General features: G+C 52.9%; 16 protein-coding genes, 1 tRNA gene and 2 other RNA genes. 14 read left to right on the top strand and 5 right to left on the bottom strand.

What is annotated here, in order from left to right:
* Positions 1-40 precede the first annotated feature (40 nt).
* Positions 41-1,015, bottom strand: coding sequence for a glyoxylate/hydroxypyruvate reductase GhrB (gene ghrB, locus J4613_RS15230; RefSeq protein WP_023237420.1), 975 nt, complete (start codon positions 1,013-1,015; stop codon positions 41-43).
* A 218-nt stretch (positions 1,016-1,233) separates the two neighbouring features.
* Positions 1,234-1,896, bottom strand: coding sequence for an OmpA family lipoprotein (locus tag J4613_RS15225; RefSeq protein WP_000747548.1), 663 nt, complete (start codon positions 1,894-1,896; stop codon positions 1,234-1,236).
* A gap of 152 nt (positions 1,897-2,048) precedes the next feature.
* Here J4613_RS15225 and J4613_RS15220 point away from each other — a divergent pair, with 152 nt between their 5' ends.
* The gene (locus tag J4613_RS15220) at positions 2,049-4,382 is read left to right on the top strand and encodes a molybdopterin guanine dinucleotide-containing S/N-oxide reductase (RefSeq protein WP_000148455.1); all 2,334 of its coding nucleotides are present in this window, start codon (positions 2,049-2,051) and stop codon (positions 4,380-4,382) included.
* On the opposite strand, the gene J4613_RS15215 is transcribed toward J4613_RS15220, so the two are convergent.
* A complete protein-coding gene (locus J4613_RS15215) occupies positions 4,351-4,791 on the bottom strand; it encodes an N-acetyltransferase (protein ID WP_000619902.1) in 441 nt (146 codons plus the stop codon). The two genes, J4613_RS15220 and J4613_RS15215, sit on opposite strands and share 32 nt — an antisense overlap.
* A complete protein-coding gene (gene tag, locus J4613_RS15210) occupies positions 4,769-5,350 on the bottom strand; it encodes a DNA-3-methyladenine glycosylase I (protein ID WP_001188412.1) in 582 nt (193 codons plus the stop codon). The genes J4613_RS15215 and tag overlap by 23 nt, the downstream gene beginning before the upstream one ends.
* A gap of 156 nt (positions 5,351-5,506) precedes the next feature.
* Between tag and J4613_RS15205 the strand changes: the two genes are divergently transcribed.
* The 10 genes from J4613_RS15205 (at position 5,507) to J4613_RS15160 (ending at position 14,615) form a co-directional block, all read left to right on the top strand.
* Complete coding sequence (locus tag J4613_RS15205; RefSeq protein WP_111742200.1) at positions 5,507-6,211, top strand: autotransporter outer membrane beta-barrel domain-containing protein; 705 nt, start codon at positions 5,507-5,509, stop codon at positions 6,209-6,211.
* A 517-nt stretch (positions 6,212-6,728) separates the two neighbouring features.
* Positions 6,729-7,253 carry a long polar fimbria major subunit LpfA gene (lpfA, locus tag J4613_RS15200; protein ID WP_001519917.1) on the top strand — a complete coding sequence of 175 codons (525 nt, stop codon included), beginning with the start codon at positions 6,729-6,731 and terminating at the stop codon, positions 7,251-7,253.
* 84 nt (positions 7,254-7,337) lie between these two features.
* Positions 7,338-8,036 (top strand): long polar fimbrial chaperone LpfB, encoded by a 699-nt coding sequence (gene lpfB / locus J4613_RS15195; RefSeq protein ID WP_001082123.1) that lies wholly within the window; start codon positions 7,338-7,340, stop codon positions 8,034-8,036.
* A gap of 22 nt (positions 8,037-8,058) precedes the next feature.
* The gene (lpfC, locus tag J4613_RS15190; protein WP_111742201.1) at positions 8,059-10,587 is read left to right on the top strand and encodes an outer membrane usher protein LpfC; all 2,529 of its coding nucleotides are present in this window, start codon (positions 8,059-8,061) and stop codon (positions 10,585-10,587) included.
* Positions 10,588-10,604: 17 nt separating this feature from the next.
* Positions 10,605-11,684: a long polar fimbrial protein LpfD gene (lpfD, locus tag J4613_RS15185; RefSeq protein WP_000914255.1), complete on the top strand. Its 1,080-nt coding sequence runs from the start codon at positions 10,605-10,607 to the stop codon at positions 11,682-11,684.
* A 5-nt stretch (positions 11,685-11,689) separates the two neighbouring features.
* Positions 11,690-12,217, top strand: coding sequence for a long polar fimbrial protein LpfE (lpfE, locus tag J4613_RS15180; RefSeq protein WP_000792957.1), 528 nt, complete (start codon positions 11,690-11,692; stop codon positions 12,215-12,217).
* 217 nt (positions 12,218-12,434) lie between these two features.
* Positions 12,435-14,126: a kdo(2)-lipid A phosphoethanolamine 7''-transferase gene (gene eptB / locus J4613_RS15175; RefSeq protein WP_198871405.1), complete on the top strand. Its 1,692-nt coding sequence runs from the start codon at positions 12,435-12,437 to the stop codon at positions 14,124-14,126.
* Positions 14,127-14,216: 90 nt separating this feature from the next.
* Positions 14,217-14,293 (top strand) — tRNA-Pro (locus tag J4613_RS15170).
* 35 nt (positions 14,294-14,328) lie between these two features.
* A non-coding RNA gene (locus J4613_RS15165) (RtT sRNA) lies at positions 14,329-14,462 on the top strand.
* Positions 14,463-14,496: 34 nt separating this feature from the next.
* Positions 14,497-14,615, top strand: a non-coding RNA gene (locus tag J4613_RS15160) — RtT sRNA.
* On the opposite strand, the gene J4613_RS15155 is transcribed toward J4613_RS15160, so the two are convergent.
* A complete protein-coding gene (locus tag J4613_RS15155; protein WP_111742203.1) occupies positions 14,606-15,613 on the bottom strand; it encodes a substrate-binding domain-containing protein in 1,008 nt (335 codons plus the stop codon). The two genes, J4613_RS15160 and J4613_RS15155, sit on opposite strands and share 10 nt — an antisense overlap.
* Positions 15,614-15,762: 149 nt before the next feature.
* Here J4613_RS15155 and J4613_RS15150 point away from each other — a divergent pair, with 149 nt between their 5' ends.
* The 3 genes from J4613_RS15150 to dppA all read left to right on the top strand — a co-directional run bounded on the left by J4613_RS15150 (position 15,763) and on the right by dppA (position 20,433).
* The gene (locus tag J4613_RS15150; protein WP_000940830.1) at positions 15,763-16,887 is read left to right on the top strand and encodes an aryl-sulfate sulfotransferase; all 1,125 of its coding nucleotides are present in this window, start codon (positions 15,763-15,765) and stop codon (positions 16,885-16,887) included.
* Positions 16,888-16,944: 57 nt separating this feature from the next.
* Positions 16,945-18,270, top strand: a complete 1,326-nt coding sequence (locus J4613_RS15145; RefSeq protein WP_001136079.1) for a uracil-xanthine permease family protein — start codon at positions 16,945-16,947, stop codon at positions 18,268-18,270.
* 555 nt (positions 18,271-18,825) lie between these two features.
* Positions 18,826-20,433 (top strand): dipeptide ABC transporter periplasmic-binding protein DppA, encoded by a 1,608-nt coding sequence (gene dppA, locus J4613_RS15140; protein ID WP_000028047.1) that lies wholly within the window; start codon positions 18,826-18,828, stop codon positions 20,431-20,433.
* Positions 20,434-20,453 lie beyond the last annotated feature (20 nt).

The following is a 20,453-nucleotide window of genomic DNA, read 5'->3' as shown; positions in this document are numbered from 1 at the left end:
GCCCGATAAGCGCAAGCCAGCGCTTATCGGGCCTGTAGCGTTATCCCGCCGCTTGCGGATTGACGCAGTTCTTCTCTATTTTTCCCTGCAGCGCATCAATCAAATTATCCACCGCACAGGCCATCATGTTGTAGCGCGTCTCATGCGTTGCCGAGCCAATATGCGGCACCGCGACGACATTAGACATGTTCAGCAGGGGCGAATCCACAGATAGCGGTTCCTGTTCAAAGACATCCAGACCTGCCGCATATATTTCACCGTTTTGCAGCGCGGCAATCAGCGCGTTTTCATCGACCACCGGGCCGCGTCCGGCATTAATAAAAATGGCGGACGATTTCATTCTGGCAAACTGTGTTGCGCCAAACAGATGTCGCGTTTCTGCCGTTAGCGGCAGGATCACGCAGACAAAATCAGCCTCCTGCAACAACGTATCCAGATTGCAGTAGCGGGCGTTAAACCGGTCTTCCGCCTCCTGATGCCGCCGACGGGCGTGATAGAGAACCGGCATGGTAAACCCAAAGTGCGCTCGCTGCGCCAGCGCCATCCCGATACGCCCCATCCCAACGATACCGAGTGTTTTGTGATGCACATCGACGCCAAACCACGCCGGGCCAATGCTTTCTGTCCATTCACCCGCCTTAACCCGTTCTGCGACGTCCACCACGCGGCGGGCAGTGGCCAGCATCAATGCCATCACCGTATCGGCAACGGTTTCCGTCAAAACGGCAGGCGTGTGCATCAGGACTATTTTGCGGGCAGTAAGGGCGTCCACCTCGACATTATCGTATCCCACCGAGATGGTTGACGCCGCGCGTAGCGCCGGCATTTTTTCCAGCAGCGCGCGGTTAACGGTTTCGCTGGCGCCCAGAAGGCCTTGCGCGCTGGCAAATGCCTGCGCGTGTTGCGCTACCGTTTCCGGATGCAGGTTCGGTACCTGGGTGACGGTAAAATGCGCCTCCAGGCGATGCAGCAAATCATCAGGCAGGGTTTTGTAGAGAATGATGGACGGCTTCATGCGACTCTCCGTAAATCAAAAGGTAAGCGCGGCATGCGCCAACCGGAACAGGCTTATTATTAACCCGCTTAGCAATAATCGACCAGCCGATTTTCCCGTTGTCGGCAGCCGTATCGTGGTAAATGGTGAATGAATACCGAGTAATGCGACGTGTATCCGGTCTGGAGAGGGAATAATGCAGGCCGGGTAAAGCATGCCGCCTTACCCGGTACGGTAGTTTACTGCAATGGACTCAAGGTAATTTCGACGCGGCGGTTTTGCGCCTTACCTTCTGCCGTACTGTTGCTGGCGATCGGGTTCGCCGGACCCATTCCGCTGGTACGGATACGGCTGGCGTCGACGCCCTGGGTGATCAGCGAACTGGCGACGGAGTCAGCACGCTGCTGCGACAGACGCATATTCAGATCGTGGCTACCGGTACTGTCGGTGTAGCCCACCACATTGACGGCGGTCTTGGGATACTCTTTCAGCACCATCGCCACGCCGGTCAGCGTGTTAGCGCCTGCCGGTTTCAGCGTCGCGCTGCTGCTGTCAAAGGTGACATTATTCGGCATATTCAGAATGATATTATCGCCGCTTCGCGTCACGCTAACGCCTGTGCCCCGCATTTTGTCACGCAGTTTCGCTTCCTGTACGTCCATGTAGTAACCCACGCCGCCGCCCAGCGCCGCGCCAGCCGCCGCGCCAATCAGCGCGCCTTTACCGCGATCTTTTTTGGAGGAGGAGAGCGCGCCGATGCCTGCGCCGACCAGCGATCCAATACCCGCGCCAATGCCGGATTTACCTGCTTCGCGTTCGCCGGTGTAAGGGTTTGTTGTGCAGCCAGATACTGCCAGGGCGCCGCTCACGATGGCAGCAATCACAAATACACGTTTTTTCATCTTAAATCCTTATCACTTTTTTATTTTTACCACAGCGACCGTGGCGGTTGATTATGACGTCTGCACATGAAGAAAATTCCAGGGAAAACTCTGAAATTTGTAAGTAACATTGATCGGCAAAATAAATAATCCCAATAATTCAGGAGCGAACCTTGACCCACGCACCATCGCGTCATTCGGTATTGACCGCCGCACACTGGGGGCCAGTCCGCGTTGAAACCGACGGAGAACGCATTTTTGCCTCGTATGGCGAACTCCCGACGGCACACCAGAACTCCCTGCAAACCGTTGTGCATGACCAGGTGCACAGTAAAACGCGGGTTCGCTTCCCGATGGTGCGTAAAGGGTTCCTGGCTTCTCCCGATAAGCCGCAAGGCATACGCGGGCAGGATGAGTTTGTTCGCGTAAGTTGGGATGACGCGCTGGATCTGATCCACGCTCAGCACAAACGTATTCGCGAAAGTTATGGGCCATCGTCCATCTTCGCCGGCTCCTACGGCTGGCGTTCGAACGGCGTATTGCATAAAGCGGCTACGCTATTGCAGCGTTACATGGCGCTGGCGGGAGGGTATACCGGCCATCTTGGCGATTATTCCACCGGCGCGGCGCAGGCTATCATGCCTTATGTGGTGGGTGGCAACGAGGTTTACCAGCAGCAGACTAGCTGGCCGGTGGTGCTGGAACACAGCGAGGTGGTGGTGCTCTGGAGCGCGAACCCGCTGAATACTCTGAAAATTGCCTGGAATGCCTCGGATGAACAGGGGCTCGACTATTTTGCGGCGTTGCGACAAAGCGGCAAGCGCCTGATCTGCATCGATCCGATGCGATCGGAAAGCGTCGACTTTTTTGGCGATAAGATGGAGTGGATCGCCCCACATATGGGCACCGATGTGGCGTTAATGTTGGGGATCGCCCATACGCTGGTGGAAAACGGTTGGCAGGATGAAGCGTTCCTTGCCCGCTGCACAACGGGTTATGACCGCTTCGCCGACTATCTTTTGGGCACGACCGACGGTACGGCCAAAACAGCGGAATGGGCGGCGGAAATTTGCGGCGTTTCTGCGGTGAAAATCCGCGAACTGGCAGAAATATTTCATCATAACACCACCATGTTGATGGCTGGCTGGGGAATGCAGCGTCAGCAGTTCGGCGAGCAAAAGCACTGGATGATCGTTACGCTGGCCGCAATGCTGGGGCAAATTGGTACGCCTGGCGGCGGGTTTGGTTTTTCTTATCATTTTGCTAACGGCGGAAACCCGACGCGCCGCGCCGCCGTGTTAGCCTCGATGCAGGGAAGCATCCCTGGCGGGGTCGATGCGGTAGATAAAATACCGGTGGCGCGTATTGTCGAGGCGCTGGAAAACCCCGGTGGGTTTTACCAACACAATGGGATGGATCGCCGCTTCCCGGATATTCGTTTTATCTGGTGGGCGGGCGGCGCGAACTTTACCCATCATCAGGATACCAACCGTCTGATTCGCGCGTGGCAAAAACCGGAACTGGTCGTTATCTCGGAATGTTTCTGGACGGCCGCCGCGAAACACGCGGATATTGTTCTGCCTGCGACCACCAGCTATGAGCGTAACGATTTAACCATGACCGGCGACTATAGCAATCAGCATTTGGCGCCGATGAAGCAGGTCGTGTCGCCCCGGTGGGAGGCGCGGAATGATTTTGACGTTTTTGCTGAACTGAGCGAACGGTGGGAAGCCGGCGGTTACGCTCGGTTCACCGAAGGAAAAAGCGAGCTGGCGTGGCTGGAGACTTTCTACAATATTGCCGCCCAGCGTGGCGCCAGCCAGGGGGTGACGCTGCCGCCGTTTGCCGCATTCTGGCAGGCTAACCGTTTACTGGAGATGCCGGAAAATCCCGCCAACGCGCAGTTTGTGCGCTTCGCGGATTTTCGCCGCGATCCTGATAACCATCCGCTAAAAACGGCCAGCGGCAAAATCGAAATCTATTCTGCGCGCATTGCCAGCTATGGTTACGCGGATTGTCCCGGTCATCCGATGTGGCTGGTGCCGGATGAGTGGCACGGGAACGCCGATGCGGGGCAGGTTCAGCTACTTTCCGCGCATCCGGCGCACCGTCTGCATAGCCAGCTTAACTACAGTTCGTTACGGGAGCGGTATGCGGTGGCCGGACGCGAACCGGTGACGATTCATCCGCAGGATGCGACAACGCGCGGAATCGTCGATGGCGATACGGTACGCGTCTGGAATCATCGCGGGCAGGTTCTGGCGGGCGCGGTCGTTACCGACGGAATTCGGCCTGGCGTTATCTGTATTCACGAAGGCGCATGGCCGGACCCTGAACCTACCGCAGGCGGCATATGCAAAAACGGCGCGGTAAACGTCCTGACAAAAGATCTTCCCAGTTCCCGGCTGGGGAACGGTTGTGCGGGCAACACCGCGCTGGTCTGGTTTGAGAAATATACCGGCCCGGCGCTACCGCTTACGGCGTTTGATCCGCCTGCCAACTCATAATCCAGGTGGGGTGGGCGGTATCCTCCTGCCAGGCGCTATCTTCAATACGAAAACCAAGCGCATGGTAGAAGTTTACGGCGGATTGATTTTTCTGGTAAACCTCAAGGCTCAGCAGAGGAAAACGTTGCTGGACATATTCCAGAAGCGCTTTGCCAATGCCGTGTCTTAACGCGTCGGGGGCGACAAACAGCGCCCCGACAAAACGGGCTTCCAGTACGCTGACGAAGCCTTTCAGTTGCCCATTTTCCTCCCATACCCAGGTTTGCGCGGCAGGTAAATAGACGTCGCGTACAATTGCTTCGCTCTCGTGCCAGTAACGTTCTTCGATAAAGGGATGGGCATAAATGGTACTTTTCATCCACAGCGCCAGAATAGACGCCATGTCTTCACTCTGGGATTTGCGAATCATGTTTTTCTCCCGGATGGCAAAAACAGCCGGTAATATGGTCGTTGACCAGTCCGCACGCCTGCATAAAGGAGTAACAGATAGTCGTACCGACAAACTTGAAACCGCGTTTTTTCAATGCCTTAGCAAGCGCATCAGACGCAGGTATTGAGGTAGGGATCTCATCCAGGCTGGCCGCCTGGGTGATCTGCGGCTGGCCATCAACGAATGACCAGACAAAATCGGCGAAAGACTCGCCGTTTTGCTCCATCGCAAGCCAGGCGCGGGCGTTACTGATAATGGCCTGAATTTTACCGCGATGTCGTATGATGCCCGTGTTCTGCAGCAGGTGTTCGACATCCTCCTCCTGCATAGCTGCGATGCGTACCGGATCAAACTGATGAAAACAGGCGCGGTAGTTCTCCCTCTTTTTAAGCACGGTGATCCAGGATAAACCGGCCTGTTGACCTTCAAGACAGATCATTTCAAACAGCTTTCTGCTGTCAGTTTCCGGTACGCCCCACTCGTTATCATGATAGGCAATATAAAGGGGGTCCTGGCTGACCCAGTCGCAACGCTGCATAGACTTCCTCGTTATTGTGGTTACCGCGAAAATTTCCTTCAACCCGCCTTGACGGGCCCGCTAAAAGGACAATAGTTAATACAGGGCTGATGCCCGACATCCTTCATTCAATGACAATAATATCGCCGAATTCGGCTCTACTCTGGAGTCGCGTTGATGATTGTAAGAAAACGCCGTGGTCGCCGGACATTGCGTTGTCTGGCGGGCCTTATGGCCTGCTCGTTTTTTATCAATACCACGTATGCCTGGCAACAAGAATATATCTCTGAAGCGGCTCCGGGGCATACGACGGAACGCTATACCTGGGACAGCGATCACCAACCGAATTACAACGACATACTGGCCGAACGTATTCAGTCTACGCAAAATACAGTGGGGCCGGTGCTTAGCCTGGCGGATGAAACCCCGCTTGATGCGACCAGCGGTATCAGTATGGGCTGGAATTTTCCGCTTTCCCGACGCGTGACCACTGGGCCGGTCGCGGCGCTGCATTACGACGGTTCGACGTCATCAATGTATAACGAATATGGCGATAGCGCGACGACATTAGCGTTTACCGATCCGTTATGGCACGCCAGCGTCAGTACGTTAGGCTGGCGGGTAAACTCGCAGTTCGGCGATGTCCGTCCCTGGGCGAAAATCAGCTATAACCAACAGTTTGGGGAGAATATCTGGAAAGCGCAGTCCGGGTTGAGTCGTATGACCGCAGGAAATCAGGCGGGAAACTGGCTGGATGTCACCGTAGGCGCGGACGTGTTACTTAACCCGCACCTGGCGGCGTATGCGGCGTTTTCCCAGGCGGAAAATAGCGCTACGGATAGCGATTATTTGTATACCCTGGGGGTGAGCGCCAGGTTTTAACTTAAAAATTATAATCGAAACGTAGTGATAACAGCTCTTGTGGCGGAAGTAGGGTGCTAACCTTCTGCGTTATCTTTGCGCTGTTAATTATCTCGCTGGCACTTTCCACCACTATTCGCCAGCCGCAGTGGGAGGGGGCTAGCGAAGCGTCTGCGTAACACATGCAACACCAGGCGTACAGCGCACCCATTTGGTGCCCTTTTTTTTATTTAGCACAAATACCTAATCAATTGTAGTTAAAAAAACGTCTAATAAATAAGGAAGACATTTAACTTATTTATGAATAGGAAGAAATAATATATTAATTATATTAATTTATTCTTAATAAAAAATTACATTTATGTACGTTGCATTTGTAACATATTGATTTCTATTGTTTTTAAGATTAACTAACAATTATTTTTATATATACTAATTATAGTATCCAATACCCACCTCTATACACTCCATTTCCTCACAGAATGCAGATAATCCTAAGGATGCGTTCTGTTATCTACCGTCATAAATGGAGTTTTTAATGAAAAAGGTTGTTTTTGCTCTGTCTGCTCTCGCTGTAGTTTCCACTTCTGCTTTCGCTGCTGAATCTGGTGACGGCACCATTAAATTCACCGGTGAAATCGTTGACGCGCCATGCGTCGTTTCTACTGACTCTCAGAACCAGGAAGTTGTGCTGGGTCAGGTTAAGAAAAATATCTTCAAAGCCATTGGCGACAAGTCTTCTTCTAAGCCTTTCCAGATCAAACTGGAAGACTGTGACATCACCTCTAATACCAAAGTTAACGTAAGCTTCAATGGCGTTGGTGATACAGACGATGCGACACTGGTTTCTGTTAACACTGAAGCAGGTGCGGCAACTGGCGTGGGCATCGGTATCTACGACAACGCTAACAAGCTTGTTGAAATGAACACCGGTAAATCCACCACTACGTTGGCTGCTGGTCAGACCGTGCTGTACTACACCGCTAACTACGTTGCAACAAAAGATACTGTAACCACTGGTTACGGTAACGCAGAAGTGGACTTCAACCTGTCCTACGAATAATCGAATTTTCGTTAATACAGACAATCATAATGGCAACGGAAATCCCGTTGCCATTTTTTCCAGCGGAGGCTCAGGAAGAGAATCATGAACCGCTCACGTTTGATATCTTGCACAGCACTGGTGCTGGCGTTGATTGCTCAAAACAGTTTTGCCGGAGGCGTGGCATTAAGCAGCACGCGTGTTATTTATGACGGTAGTAGAAAGGAAGCTTCTCTTACGGTAAATAATAAAAGCACCACGGATGAATTTCTCATTCAGTCATGGATTGATGATGCTAACGGTAATAAAAAGACGCCCTTTATCATCACTCCACCGTTATTTAAATTAAGCCCGACTAAAAATAACGTTTTACGTATTGTTAATACGACGAACACGTTACCCCAGGATCGCGAGTCCGTTTATTGGATTAACGTAAAAGCTATTCCTGCCAAAAGTGAAGACGCGGAAGCTAAAAACGTACTGCAGATCGCCGTACGTACCCGCTTAAAACTGTTCTATCGCCCGGCGGGCCTGAAAGGCAATAGCATGGACGGCTGGAACAAACTGCAGTTCACCAGCGCAGGGGCTAACCAGATCAAAGTGGAAAACCCATCTGCCTTTAACCTGACGTTTAATAAATTTTATGCCAACGGCCGTGATATTGAAAAAACGGGAATGGTTCCGGCAAAAGGCTCATTGAATATTGAACTGCCAGCCGGCACCGGCAAGGTAAGCGAAGTTAAATACAACATTATTAATGACTTTGGCACGGCTGGCGACATGTTGACACAGCGCGTTAACTAACACGTTTTAAAGGATTATTACTATGACATGGACGCATCTTCCTCTGGGCAATAAGACCTCGCGTTTCACGCAGTCTGCGCTTGCGCTGATGATAGCGAGTACGCTCCCCGCGTATGCGGGAACATTTAACCCGCGCTTTCTGGAGGATGTGCCGGGTATTGATCAGCACGTTGACCTTTCAATGTATGAATCCAATAAAGCTGAACACCTGCCAGGTAAATACCGCGTCTCGGTGGTGGTCAACGAAAAAAAAATGGAGTCTCGCACCCTGGAGTTTAAGGCAGCGACAGAGGCGCAGCGCGCAAAAATGGGTGAATCCCTGGTGCCGTGCTTAAGCCGCGTGCAGCTTGAAGATATGGGCGTGCGTATTGATAGCTTCCCGGCGCTGAAAATGGCCCCGCCTGAAGCCTGTGTTGCTTTTGACGACATTATTCCCCAGGCCGCCAGCCATTTCGACTTTGCAGACCAGACCCTGATCATGAGCTTCCCGCAGGCTGCGATGAAGCAGACAGCGCGCGGTACGGTGCCAGAATCGCAGTGGGACGAAGGGGTGAATGCCCTGCTGGTGGATTATAACTTTTCCGGCAGCAACGCCAGCTATGACGCACACGACAGTGAAACCAGCTACAACAGCGACAGCTACTATCTGAATCTGCGCAGCGGTATGAACCTGGGGGCATGGCGGTTACGTAACTATAGCACCTGGACGCGAAACGACGGTAACAACACATGGGATAACATTGGCACATCCTTAAGCCGTGCCATTGTACCGTTGAAATCACAGCTGACGTTGGGGGATACCTCCACTGCCGGTGATATTTTTGACAGCGTTCAGATGCGCGGTGTGCAGTTAACTTCCGACGAAGAGATGCTGCCTGACAGCCAGCGCGGGTTTGCGCCCGTCATCCGGGGTATTGCCAAAAGTAACGCCGAAGTTACCGTTGAGCAGAACAACTACGTTATTTACCGTACGTTTGTTCAGCCGGGTGCGTTTGAAATTAACGACCTGTATCCAACCTCAAACAGCGGCGACCTGACGGTCACCATTAAAGAATCGGACGGCAGTGAGCAGAAGTTCGTTCAGCCGTTCTCCTCGGTGGCGCTCCTCCAGCGTGAAGGCCATCTCAAGTACAGCCTTTCCGCCGGGGAATACCGTGCCGGGAACTATAACAGCGCCGAGCCGAAATTCGGGCAGCTTGATGCCATGTACGGCCTGCCATATGGCTTTACCGTTTACGGTGGTGCGATCTTCTCTGACGACTATTACTCGCTGGCGGGAGGATTAGGTAAAAACTTCGGCTATATCGGCGCGATCTCCATCGATGTAACCCAGGCAAAAAGCAAGCTGGCAAATGAGGATAATTCGGAAGGTCAGTCTTATCGTTTCCTCTACTCCAAGAGCTTTAACAGCGGTACAGATTTCCGTCTGCTGGGTTACAAGTATTCGACCAGCGGCTATTACACCTTCCAGGAAGCGACGGATGTGCGCAGCGATGCGGACAGCTCTTATAGCCAGTACCACAAACGTAGTCAGATTCAGGGCAACGTGACGCAGCAACTGGGCGCCTGGGGCTCGGTCTATTTTAACGTCACGCAGCAGGACTACTGGAACGATGAAGGTAAACAGCGTTCGCTGAATGCCGGTTATAACGGCCGTATTGGCCGCGTGAACTACAGCGTTGCTTACACCTGGACGAAAAGCCCGGAGTGGGATGAGAGCGATCGTTTACTGTCATTCTCCATGTCGATTCCACTGGGACGCGTGTGGAGTAACTACCACCTCACGACCGATCAGCATGGCCGAACCAACCAGCAGTTAGGGGTGAGCGGCACCGCGCTGGAAGACCACAACCTGAACTATAGTGTGCAGGAAGGCTACGGCAGCAACGGCGTGGGTAACAGCGGCAGCGTGAACCTGGATTACCAGGGCGGCGTGGGTAGCGCCAGCCTGGGTTACAACTACAACCGTGACGGCCAGCAGGTGAACTACGGTTTGCGCGGCGGTGTGATAGCCCATAGCGAAGGTATCACTCTTTCTCAACCGCTGGGTGAATCCATGGCCATTATCTCCGCGCCGGGCGCGCGCGGCGCGCACGTGATCAACAACGGTGGTGTGGAAGTGGACTGGATGGGTAATGCGGTCGTGCCTTACCTTACTCCGTACCGTGAAACGGAAGTCTCACTGCGAAGCGACAGTCTGAACAACCAGGTTGACCTGGATACCGCCTCCGTCAACGTAGTGCCGACACGCGGCGCGATTGTTCGTGCCCGCTTCGATACCCGAGTGGGCTATCGCGTGCTGATGAATCTGACGCAGGCCAATGGCAAAGCGGTGCCGTTTGGTGCTACCGCCACGCTGCTGGATACCACAAAAGAGTCCAGCAGCATTGTGGGTGAAGACGGTCAGCTTTATATCAGCGGGATGCCGGAGAAAGGTGCCCTTCAGGTGAACTGGGGTAAAGACCAGGCACAGCAATGCCGCGTGGCGTTTACGCTGCCGGAACAACAGGATAATACCGGCGTGGTGATGGCGAATGCCGTCTGCCGGTAACAGGGAAGGAAACGATTATGTTGAAAAAGTTGATAATGTTTACGGGCCTGTTGGGCGGGTCGGTGCTGTTTTCGGGGCAGGCGCTGGCAGCGGCAGATTTTGGACCATGTACTCCTGAAGGTGGAACACATATCTTCAGTGCCACCATAAATAAAACAGTTTCAGATACGTCAAAGAACACAACGGGTGCGACCTTCGTAGATTTCGATAGCTGGAATTTAGGTGGAACCTATGCGATGTCCTGTGAATGCCCTGATGATACCTCTCTTATAAATGACACCTTATTTAAGGCTGTGGTTCCTCTGGCCTTTGTTACGAATATAGAGAGTCGCTCCTATTACCAGATCAATAATAATATTGCCATTGCGAGCGATGTACTGATTTCGGGGGGACGAGGAGAATACGTTAACACACCGTTTGAGAATGTAGGTAACCTGACAAACAACCGCTCTCAGTGTTCGCAAAATGCAAGTAGTAAAGATGCAATATGGACATCCGGTGGCAAAGGTCACTTATCGCTCTATATTCTCCATCCGTTTGTGGGTGAAAGTATTATACCTAGCACCAAAATAATGGACCTTTTTGTGACAAAGAAACCCAGTGTATATGGCAGTATACCTGCGTCGTCTGTATATATCAGTGGTTCAATTACGGTACCTCAGGGCTGTGAACTCTCCAGCGGCAGCACGCTGGAAATTCCGTTTGGGGAATTTAAGGCCACTGATTTTAAAGATCGCAAAGGACAAGTTGCAAAGAACGCCACGAAATTCACCAAAGAGCTGCAGTTTAAATGCACCAATATTTCCGATGGCGTAAAGATCTTCCTGCGTATTGAGGGAATGCCAAACGCTAATGATTCGAATGCCATCGACATGGGCAACCCGGATATCGGTGCCGTCATTGAGGGCGCTAACGGTAAAATTTTGGTGCCAAATGACGCCAGTGTTAATCAGGAGCTGAGCGTATCGGGTCTTGTTGACGACACGCACCGTACCGCCTCAACGACCATTTCGGCTTACCCCATCAGTACCACCGGCAAATTGCCGGCCGCCGGGGATTTCGAGGGAATTGCCACCATGCGTATTGATGTGGAGTAAGCAGGATGAAAAACCTTCATGCTTTGATGCCGGCGTGTTTACTGCTTACCGCTTCCGCGATGGCGGCACCGTCTAATATCGGTTCTGCTGGTGATATCCACTTTACCATTACTATTAAGGCGGCTACCTGTGAACTGGAAAACGACAGTATCGACGTCAATATGGAGACCGTGGTGCTTCAGCGCCCGGTAAAAGTGGGTAAAGAGCTGAACCAGAAAAACTTTAGCATCGGCTTAAAAGATTGCGCGTATGCCACAAAGGCCAGCGTTACGATGGACGGTTCTCCGGACCCGACTGACCCCTCGCTTTTTGCCCTGGATAGCGGCGGCGCGACGGGCGTGGCGTTAAAAATTAAAACATCTGGTGGGGAGCAACAATACCCCTCCAGTACCGACTCTACGCCTGTCGAACACACTGTCTGGTTTGATGGTACGAACAAGCTGAACTATATCGCCAGCTATGTGCCTGTTAAGCCGGATGCCACCGTTGGCACAGCGAATGCGACGGTGAATTTTAGCGTCACATACGAATAATCACTGAGGGCCAGTTCGCTGGCCCTTTTCCATTTTTAGTGATTTTTTGTAAAAATCTTCTCCGATCACACTCTCCGTTGCCACTTTCCCCTCTGCTTGTGGTCTACTTAACCGTGCTTGTAGACTTTCTTACATCTGCGTTAGCCGCATATTTACCTGTTTGATTACAGAATCGTTGTACAGGTCGTTTTTATCCCGATTCCCAGGGTTTGTTTGCATGAGATACATTAAATCGATGACGCAACAGAAACTTAGTTTCTTGCTTGCGCTCTATATCGGTCTGTTTATGAATTGCGCCGTGTTTTACCGCCGTTTCGGCAGTTATGCACAAGAATTTACCATTTGGAAAGGCCTCTCCGCAGTTGTCGAACTGGGCGCCACGGTGCTGGTCACTTTCTTCTTACTTCGTCTTCTTTCACTGTTTGGCCGACGCGTCTGGCGTGTGCTGGCCACGCTGGTGGTGCTGTTTTCCGCTGGCGCCAGTTATTACATGACCTTCCTGAACGTGGTGATTGGCTACGGCATTATTGCGTCTGTTATGACCACCGATATCGATCTCTCGAAAGAGGTGGTGGGGCTGCACTTTGTATTGTGGCTGATTGCCGTGAGCGTGCTTCCGCTCATCTTTATCTGGAGTAACCACTGTCGCTACACGTTGTTGCGCCAGCTACGTACGCCGGGGCAGCGTTTTCGCAGCGCCGCTGTAGTGGTACTCGCAGGCGTAATGGTGTGGGCGCCTATCCGCCTGCTGGATATACAGCAAAAAAAGGTTGAACGGGCGACAGGCATCGACTTACCAAGCTATGGCGGCGTGGTGGCGAACTCCTATCTGCCTTCAAACTGGTTATCTGCGTTAGGGCTGTATGCCTGGGCGCAGGTAGATGAATCGTCGGACAATAATTCGTTAATAAACCCGGCCAGGAAATTTACCTATGTTGCGCCGAAGGATGGGGATGACACCTACGTCGTTTTCATTATCGGTGAGACGACCCGTTGGGATCACATGGGGATTTTCGGCTACGAGCGTAATACCACGCCGAAGCTGGCGCAGGAAAAAAATCTGGCGGCATTCCGCGGCTATTCCTGCGATACCGCGACGAAGCTTTCTTTACGCTGTATGTTTGTACGGGAAGGTGGGGCGGATAATAACCCGCAGCGTACCTTAAAAGAGCAGAATGTTTTTGCCGTACTCAAACAGCTCGGATTCAGTTCCGATCTGTACGCCATGCAGAGCGAGATGTGGTTCTATAGCAATACCATGGCGGATAATATCTCCTACCGCGAGCAGATCGGCGCCGAGCCGCGTAACCGTGGTAAAACGGTTGATGACATGCTGTTGATTGATGAGATGCAGAACTCGCTTGCCCAGAACCCGCAGGGTAAGCATCTGATTATCCTGCATACTAAGGGGTCGCATTTTAACTATACGCAACGTTATCCGCGCAGCTACGCTCAGTGGAAGCCCGAATGTATTGGGGTCGATAGCGGCTGCACGAAAGCGCAGATGATCAACTCTTACGATAACTCCGTGACCTATGTGGATCACTTTATTACCAGTGTGTTCGATCAGCTACGTGATAAAAAAGCGATTGTGTTCTACGCGGCTGACCACGGCGAGTCGATTAACGAACGTGAACATTTGCACGGTACGCCGCGCAATATGGCGCCGCCGGAGCAATTCCGTGTTCCGATGCTGGTATGGATGTCGGATAAGTATCTTGCCAGTCCGCAACATGCGCAGATGTTCGCTCACCTGAAACAGCAGGCGGAGATCAAAGTGCCGCGTCGTCATGTGGAGCTGTACGATACGATAATGGGCTGCCTGGGGTATACATCGCCGGATGGCGGCATTAACCAGAACAACAACTGGTGCCATATTCCCGATGCGCAGAAAGTCGCCGCGAAGTAGGTTGTCTGCCGACTTTCTCGCCGATTGAATTGTATTTTGCGACTAAGGGATTGACGGGCGTGCGCCTGAGCAGTAAGATGCGCCCGCATTCGGTGATTGGCGCAGCCTGGTAGCGCACTTCGTTCGGGACGAAGGGGTCGGAGGTTCGAATCCTCTATCACCGACCAAATTCAGAAACCCTGCTCAATGAGCAGGGTTTTTTTGTATCTGAAGTCTGACGAGGATGAGAACCTCCGGGGGCAAGAGGTTCGACTCGAGCGAAGCGAGAGAACGTTGCGTCAGCAACGGCCCGCAGGGCGAGCCACGCAGTGGCGAGTCATCCTCTATCACCGACCAAATTCAGAAACCCTGCTCAGCGAGCAGGGTTTTTTGTATCTGAAGCCTGACGAGGATGAGAACCTCCGGGGGCAAGAGGTTCGACTCGAGCGAAGCGAGAGAACGTTGCGCCAGCAACGGCCCGCAGGGCGAGCCACCCTCTATCACCGGCAGGTTGACGCCCGCACGACCAGTTCAGGCATGATCCCGTCGCTGTGGCTGACCTTCTTGCCCGCCAGCAAATCAAATAATAGCGTGATTGCCTGTCGGGCCACCTCATCAAGATGCATATTCACTGCCGTCAGCGGCGGCAGCGATTCGCGCGCGCGGATACCATCATAGCGGGTGACCACGCGCATCCTCTCCGGGATAGCGACTGCCTGTTCCTGAAAAGCGCGTACCGCGCCGCTGGCAAAGGTATCGATCAGCACCAGCACGCCGTCAACGTCGGGATGCGCCTGTAATAGCTGCTGCGCGGCCTGGTAGCCGGCATTTTCACCCTCGCTTTCATTGAGAGAGTAGACGACGGGGTCCTGGCGTCCCGCGCACCAGCGCTGGTAAGCCGCTTCGCTCTCCAGAACTGATGTTCGCCGTGTGTTACCGACAAATAACGCACATTTGCTGGCACCGGAGGCCTCCAGATGCGTTAGCAGAAGTTGTGCTGTTGCCGCCGAGTGCAGCTCCACCCACGGCACAGGCGTGTCGGTCCCCGGCGTGCGGCCAATGGTGACGCAGGGAATGCCCGCTTGCGCCAGCGCCTGGAGCTGCGGGTCGTTCTCCGCCGGCTCAATCAGGATCGCCGCGTCAAAGCTGACGGCATCCAGTGGATTTGCCCCCGGCGGCACCAGAATCAGCGCATGCTGTTTTTCCAGCGCCATCATCGCGGACGTTAACGCCACCTCCATCATAAATCCCAGTCGTGACGCGCCGGAAGCAATCGCCAGCGGCACCGAAGAGAGCAAAGCAATGGTATTGGTTTTGCCGGTTCGCAACTGGCGGGCGCGAATATTCGGCGTGTAGTTGAGCGCAGCAATGGCCTCTTCAATACGCCGTCGCGTCTGCGGCTCGACAAAGCGAGTGTTGTGCAAGGCATTGGATACTGTCCCTGGCGACACACCTGCATAGCGGGCAACATCAATCAACTTTGCGCGTTTTTTATTTTGAACAGCCATCTGCTTCCTGACCTGCGAAAATTTGCGCACAGGGTAGCATATTTACCAGACGGTAACGTTTGCTTTTTTTCAGTGAGGATCGTAAAAAACTCTTCATTAAAACGTTTTAATGGGGTATTTTGGCGCAAATTTATTCCTCAGGAGGCGATGTGGCACACTTAACTCAGGACTCGACTTTTACCCTTGGACGCCGTCCGGCGGGCCTTATCTACGCTGATAATGCGAAGAGCTTTGGCGGCTATACGCTTTTTGCGCCGCAAACCGCCGAAGGGCGGGTTTACCTGGTGGACGAGCAGGGCGAAGTCGCGCATCAGTGGCAGCTTCCGGTTCGCGCCGGGCGTGATGCGGTGCTGCTGCCGAACGGTAATCTGGGTTATAACGGCAGCCACCGCACTTCAGCGAACCTCTATCCGGCGTGGGATCTCTGGCACGGCGGCGACTTCTACGAAGTGACGCCGGATAACGAAATCGTCTGGCATTACGAAGATATTTACCATCACCATGATGCGCAATGGTTGGCGAACGGTAATCTGCTGTATACCGCCGCGTCGCCGTTACCTGCCGATATCGCCGCCCGTGTTACCGGCGGCGACCCGCGCCGCGATGCGCCGGACGGCGTGATTCAGAGCGACGTCGTCAAAGAGGTCAATCGCGACGGTGAAGTGGTCTGGGAGTGGCGTGCCTGGGAGCATTTGAATCCGGAAGATTTCCCGATTCATGATATTTTCGACCGCCGCCACTGGCCGATGATTAACGGCCTGTCCGTCACCCGTGATGGCCTGGTACTGATGAGCCTGCGTACCACTTCCGGCGTCATTGCCGTGGATAAAGAGAGCGGGAAGGTTATCTGGCATGCAGGGCCGGAAGTCGTAGCGCAGCAGCACACGCCGGTTGAGATGGAGAACGGGTCGATTCTGGTTTTCGATAACGGCAACCTGCGTCCCGGCGTCACCTCGCCGCATTCCACGGTGCTGGAGTTCGATCCGCAGACCAAAGCGATTACCTGGCAGTATCGCGATATCTTCCCGCCGGCGTTTTTCTCGCCATATATGGGGAGCGCGCAGCGGCTGGCGAACGGCAACACCTTTATCTGTGAATCGGCGTTTGGTCGCCTGTTTGAAGTCACCCCCGAAGGCGAAACGGTATGGGAATATATCATTCCGTTCTTTAATGAATATCCGGAGCACCTCAGTAAAGGCATTATTCCTGGAAAACAGAACAGCGCCTTCCGTGCGCATCGCTATGCCGCTGATGCCATTAGTTGGTTGAAATAATACAGACCGCCAGCCCGCGCTGGCGGTTATTTTTTTGATGTTTTATGGGAGTTAATCATGCCGCAACCTGGCCTTACTACGCCGGATAACGATGCATTACCCTGGCAAACCACCTTACTTTTGGCGCTTCAGCATGTGCTGGTCGTTGCCGCCACCCCCATTACCTCCGTCTTTCTGATCGCCAAAGCGCTCCACTTTACCGATACGGTGACCGCCTCGGTACTTAGCGCGACCTTTCTGATGTGCGGTCTGGGCGCTATTTTGCAAAGCCTGGGTGTGAAAGGGGTGGGCGCGCGTTTGCCGTTTATTATGGTACCGGGGGGCGCGCCGATTGCGATTTTCGTTGCGATCGCTTTACAGACCAATATCCAGACCGCGATTGGCGCCGTAATTCTGACCTCGCTGTTCTACTTTATCGCGTTGCCGATTTTCCGCCGCTGCCTGCACCATTTTCCCCCTTTTATCATTGGCATCATGCTGCTAATGGTGTCGATTAACCTTATTCGCCTGTACGGCGGATTGATCATTGGCCAGCCAGGGAGCGCCGACTTCGCTCATCCAACCAGTATCATTTTATCGCTGGGGACTATCCTGATAACGCTGATTTTCGCGCTGGCGTTTAGCGGTATTTTGCGCCAGCTGGCGGTGATGTTCGGCCTTTTAGCGGGAACGCTGCTGGGAATGGCGCTGGGCAGCACCGATTTTAGCGGTGTTAGTCACGGGCCGCTGTTTAGTTTCCCACAGCTTTTGCCGTTCGGCTGGCCGATTTTTGATCTCTCCGCCTCGCTGCCGTTACTGATTTACGCGGTCATCTCTATGGCTGAAGCAACCGGGCAAACGATTGCGACCGCGGAAATAGTCAATTCCACGCAAAATGTGCAGCAGGCGATTCCACGTACCATTCGTGGTGATGCGGTAATGTCGCTGCTGGGGGGTATTTTTGGCACCTCCTTAATTATCACCTCCGGCGAAAATATTGGGGTGGTACGCACCACTAATGTGAAATCACGTTTCGTGACTGCGGCTGCCGGAGGATTGTTAATCCTGATTGCCATATTCGCACCGTTGGTACGTCTGGCGACCTGTCTGCCAGGTTCGGTGGTGTGCGGTACGGCGGTGATTGTCTTCAGCATTATCGGGGTTATCGGTATTGATATGATTGCGCGTGAGCCACTGCATACGCCGGGTAAAACCTACGCGCTGGCGATGGGGCTGGCCATGGGAATGCTACCTATACTGGTACCCGGCCTGTATCAGAATTTCCCGGCGGGCGTACAGATGGTCTTTGGCAACGGCATGGCAGCGGGGACGTTGACGGCGATTCTGGTGAACTCGTTGTTTAACTGGAGCGAAAAGCGCACGCAGGCCAGGGTCAAAAGTTAGTTTTTGTGATCGCGGTAGGCCGCACGACGGCCTACTTATTTACAATTTTGTGACATATTCGATGGTGTTTTTCAATGTCCGGATCACTCTTTTTTGCACACGGCTTATGGATAACCTCAGCATTTTCGCCTGTGCGTTTTAGCGTTAGTGGTATTAATCGCTCAGATAATCAACATATCGAAAGAAATTTTTCAATTAATGGCTAATTGTTAATCACTAACTGTTGCAAAATATTAAGTGAATAACTCTGCCTTTCTGCCTGTAGCACAAATTTCCCTGCTGAAAATACCCTTCTGAACTTTTTTTAATCTTTGTTTGTTAATTCTCACCGTTGTTGTAAAAGCTGGTTACCTGTATTGACGTTTTGACATTCTATTGACAGATTGTAGGGAATGAGGGGCATTTTATGGAGAATCCGCACTGCAACTCAGTCGATTATGCGAACGGAATCCCCACCTCTCACTACTGACCTGACCAGGTAAAAAACAAAAAAGGCCGGGCGGTAAAAGCCTTTGCAAAGGGCAAAACAACATACATCACAATTGGAGCAGAAGAATGAGTATTTCCTTGAAGAAGTCAGGGATGCTGAAGCTTGGTTTGAGCCTGGTGGCCATGACCGTTGCAGCAAGCGTGCAGGCCAAAACCCTGGTTTATTGTTCAGAAGGCTCGCCGGAAGGCTTTAACCCACAGCTCTTTACGTCTGGCACCACCTATGATGCCAGTTCCGTACCTATCTATAACCGTCTGGTTGAATTCAAAACCGGCACCACGGAAGTGATCCCGGGTCTTGCTGAGAAGTGGGATATCAGCGAAGACGGTAAAACCTATACGTTCCACCTACGTAAAGGGGTGAAATGGCAATCCAGCAAGGATTTCAAACCCACGCGCGAGCTGAACGCCGATGATGTCGTGTTCTCTTTTGACCGGCAGAAAAACGAGCAGAACCCGTACCATAAAGTGTCTGGCGGCAGCTATGAATACTTTGAAGGCATGGGGCTGCCGGATCTGATTAGCGAAGTGAAGAAGGTAGACGATCACACGGTGCAGTTTGTGCTGACGCGTCCGGAAGCGCCGTTCCTTGCCGATTTAGCCATGGACTTCGCCTCTATTCTTTCCAAAGAATATGCTGACAACATGCTGAAAGCCGGTACGCCGGAAAAAGTGGATCTGAACCCGGTCGGCACTGGCCCGTTCCAACTGGTGCAATATCAGAAAGACTCCCGCATTCTCTACAAAGCCTTTGACGGCTACTGGGGCACGAAGCCGCAGATTGACCGTCTGGTCTTCTCCATCACGCCTGACGCCTCTGTGCGTTACGCCAAACTGCAGAAGAACGAATGTCAGGTGATGCCGTATCCGAACCCGGCGGATATTGCGCGCATGAAAGAAGATAAAAACATCAACCTGATGGAGCAGGCCGGTCTGAACGTGGGTTATCTCTCCTATAACGTGCAGAAAAAACCGCTGGATGATGTCAAAGTTCGCCAGGCGTTGACCTATGCCGTGAATAAAGAGGCCATCATCAAAGCCGTTTATCAGGGCGCGGGCGTTGCGGCGAAAAACCTGATCCCGCCGACAATGTGGGGCTACAACGACGATATTAAAGACTACGGCTACGATCCGGAAAAAGCGAAGGCGCTGCTGAAAGAAGCCGGTCTGGAAAAAGGCTTCACCATCGATCTGTGGGCGATGCCGGTACAGCGTCCCTATAACCCGAATGCGCGTCGTATGGCGGAAATGATCCAGGCGGACTGGGCGAAGATTGGCGTTCAGGCCAAAATTGTCACCTATGAATGGGGCGAATACCTCAAGCGCGCTAAAGATGGCGAGCACCAGACGGTGATGATGGGCTGGACCGGCGATAATGGCGATCCGGATAACTTCTTCGCCACGCTGTTCAGCTGCGATGCCGCCCAGCAAGGCTCCAACTATTCAAAATGGTGCTATAAGCCGTTTGAAGACCTGATTCAGCCTGCGCGTGCGACCGATGACCACAACAAGCGTATTGAACTCTATAAACAGGCCCAGGTTGTGATGCATGACCAGGCGCCAGCGCTGATCATCGCTCACTCCACGGTTTATGAGCCAGTGCGTAAAGAAGTTAAAGGCTATGTGGTTGATCCATTAGGCAAACATCACTTCGAAAACGTCTCTGTCGAATAATTAAAAGAGCGCTGCGCCCC

This window comes from Salmonella sp. 32020114201800008SM, assembly GCF_017572025.1.
GTDB lineage: Bacteria > Pseudomonadota > Gammaproteobacteria > Enterobacterales > Enterobacteriaceae > Salmonella > Salmonella enterica.
This window is presented reverse-complemented; position numbering and strand designations above follow the sequence as displayed.

Coding starts and splice junctions, on each gene's coding strand:
- ghrB (WP_023237420.1), bottom strand. CDS start 1,015: ATGAAGCCGTCCATCATTCTCTACAAAACCCTGCCTGATGATTTGCTG.
- J4613_RS15225 (WP_000747548.1), bottom strand. CDS start 1,896: ATGAAAAAACGTGTATTTGTGATTGCTGCCATCGTGAGCGGCGCCCTG.
- J4613_RS15215 (WP_000619902.1), bottom strand. CDS start 4,791: ATGATTCGCAAATCCCAGAGTGAAGACATGGCGTCTATTCTGGCGCTG.
- tag (WP_001188412.1), bottom strand. CDS start 5,350: ATGCAGCGTTGCGACTGGGTCAGCCAGGACCCCCTTTATATTGCCTAT.
- J4613_RS15205 (WP_111742200.1), top strand. CDS start 5,507: ATGATTGTAAGAAAACGCCGTGGTCGCCGGACATTGCGTTGTCTGGCG.
- lpfA (WP_001519917.1), top strand. CDS start 6,729: ATGAAAAAGGTTGTTTTTGCTCTGTCTGCTCTCGCTGTAGTTTCCACT.
- lpfB (WP_001082123.1), top strand. CDS start 7,338: ATGAACCGCTCACGTTTGATATCTTGCACAGCACTGGTGCTGGCGTTG.
- lpfC (WP_111742201.1), top strand. CDS start 8,059: ATGACATGGACGCATCTTCCTCTGGGCAATAAGACCTCGCGTTTCACG.
- lpfD (WP_000914255.1), top strand. CDS start 10,605: ATGTTGAAAAAGTTGATAATGTTTACGGGCCTGTTGGGCGGGTCGGTG.
- lpfE (WP_000792957.1), top strand. CDS start 11,690: ATGAAAAACCTTCATGCTTTGATGCCGGCGTGTTTACTGCTTACCGCT.
- eptB (WP_198871405.1), top strand. CDS start 12,435: ATGAGATACATTAAATCGATGACGCAACAGAAACTTAGTTTCTTGCTT.
- J4613_RS15155 (WP_111742203.1), bottom strand. CDS start 15,613: ATGGCTGTTCAAAATAAAAAACGCGCAAAGTTGATTGATGTTGCCCGC.
- J4613_RS15145 (WP_001136079.1), top strand. CDS start 16,945: ATGCCGCAACCTGGCCTTACTACGCCGGATAACGATGCATTACCCTGG.
- dppA (WP_000028047.1), top strand. CDS start 18,826: ATGAGTATTTCCTTGAAGAAGTCAGGGATGCTGAAGCTTGGTTTGAGC.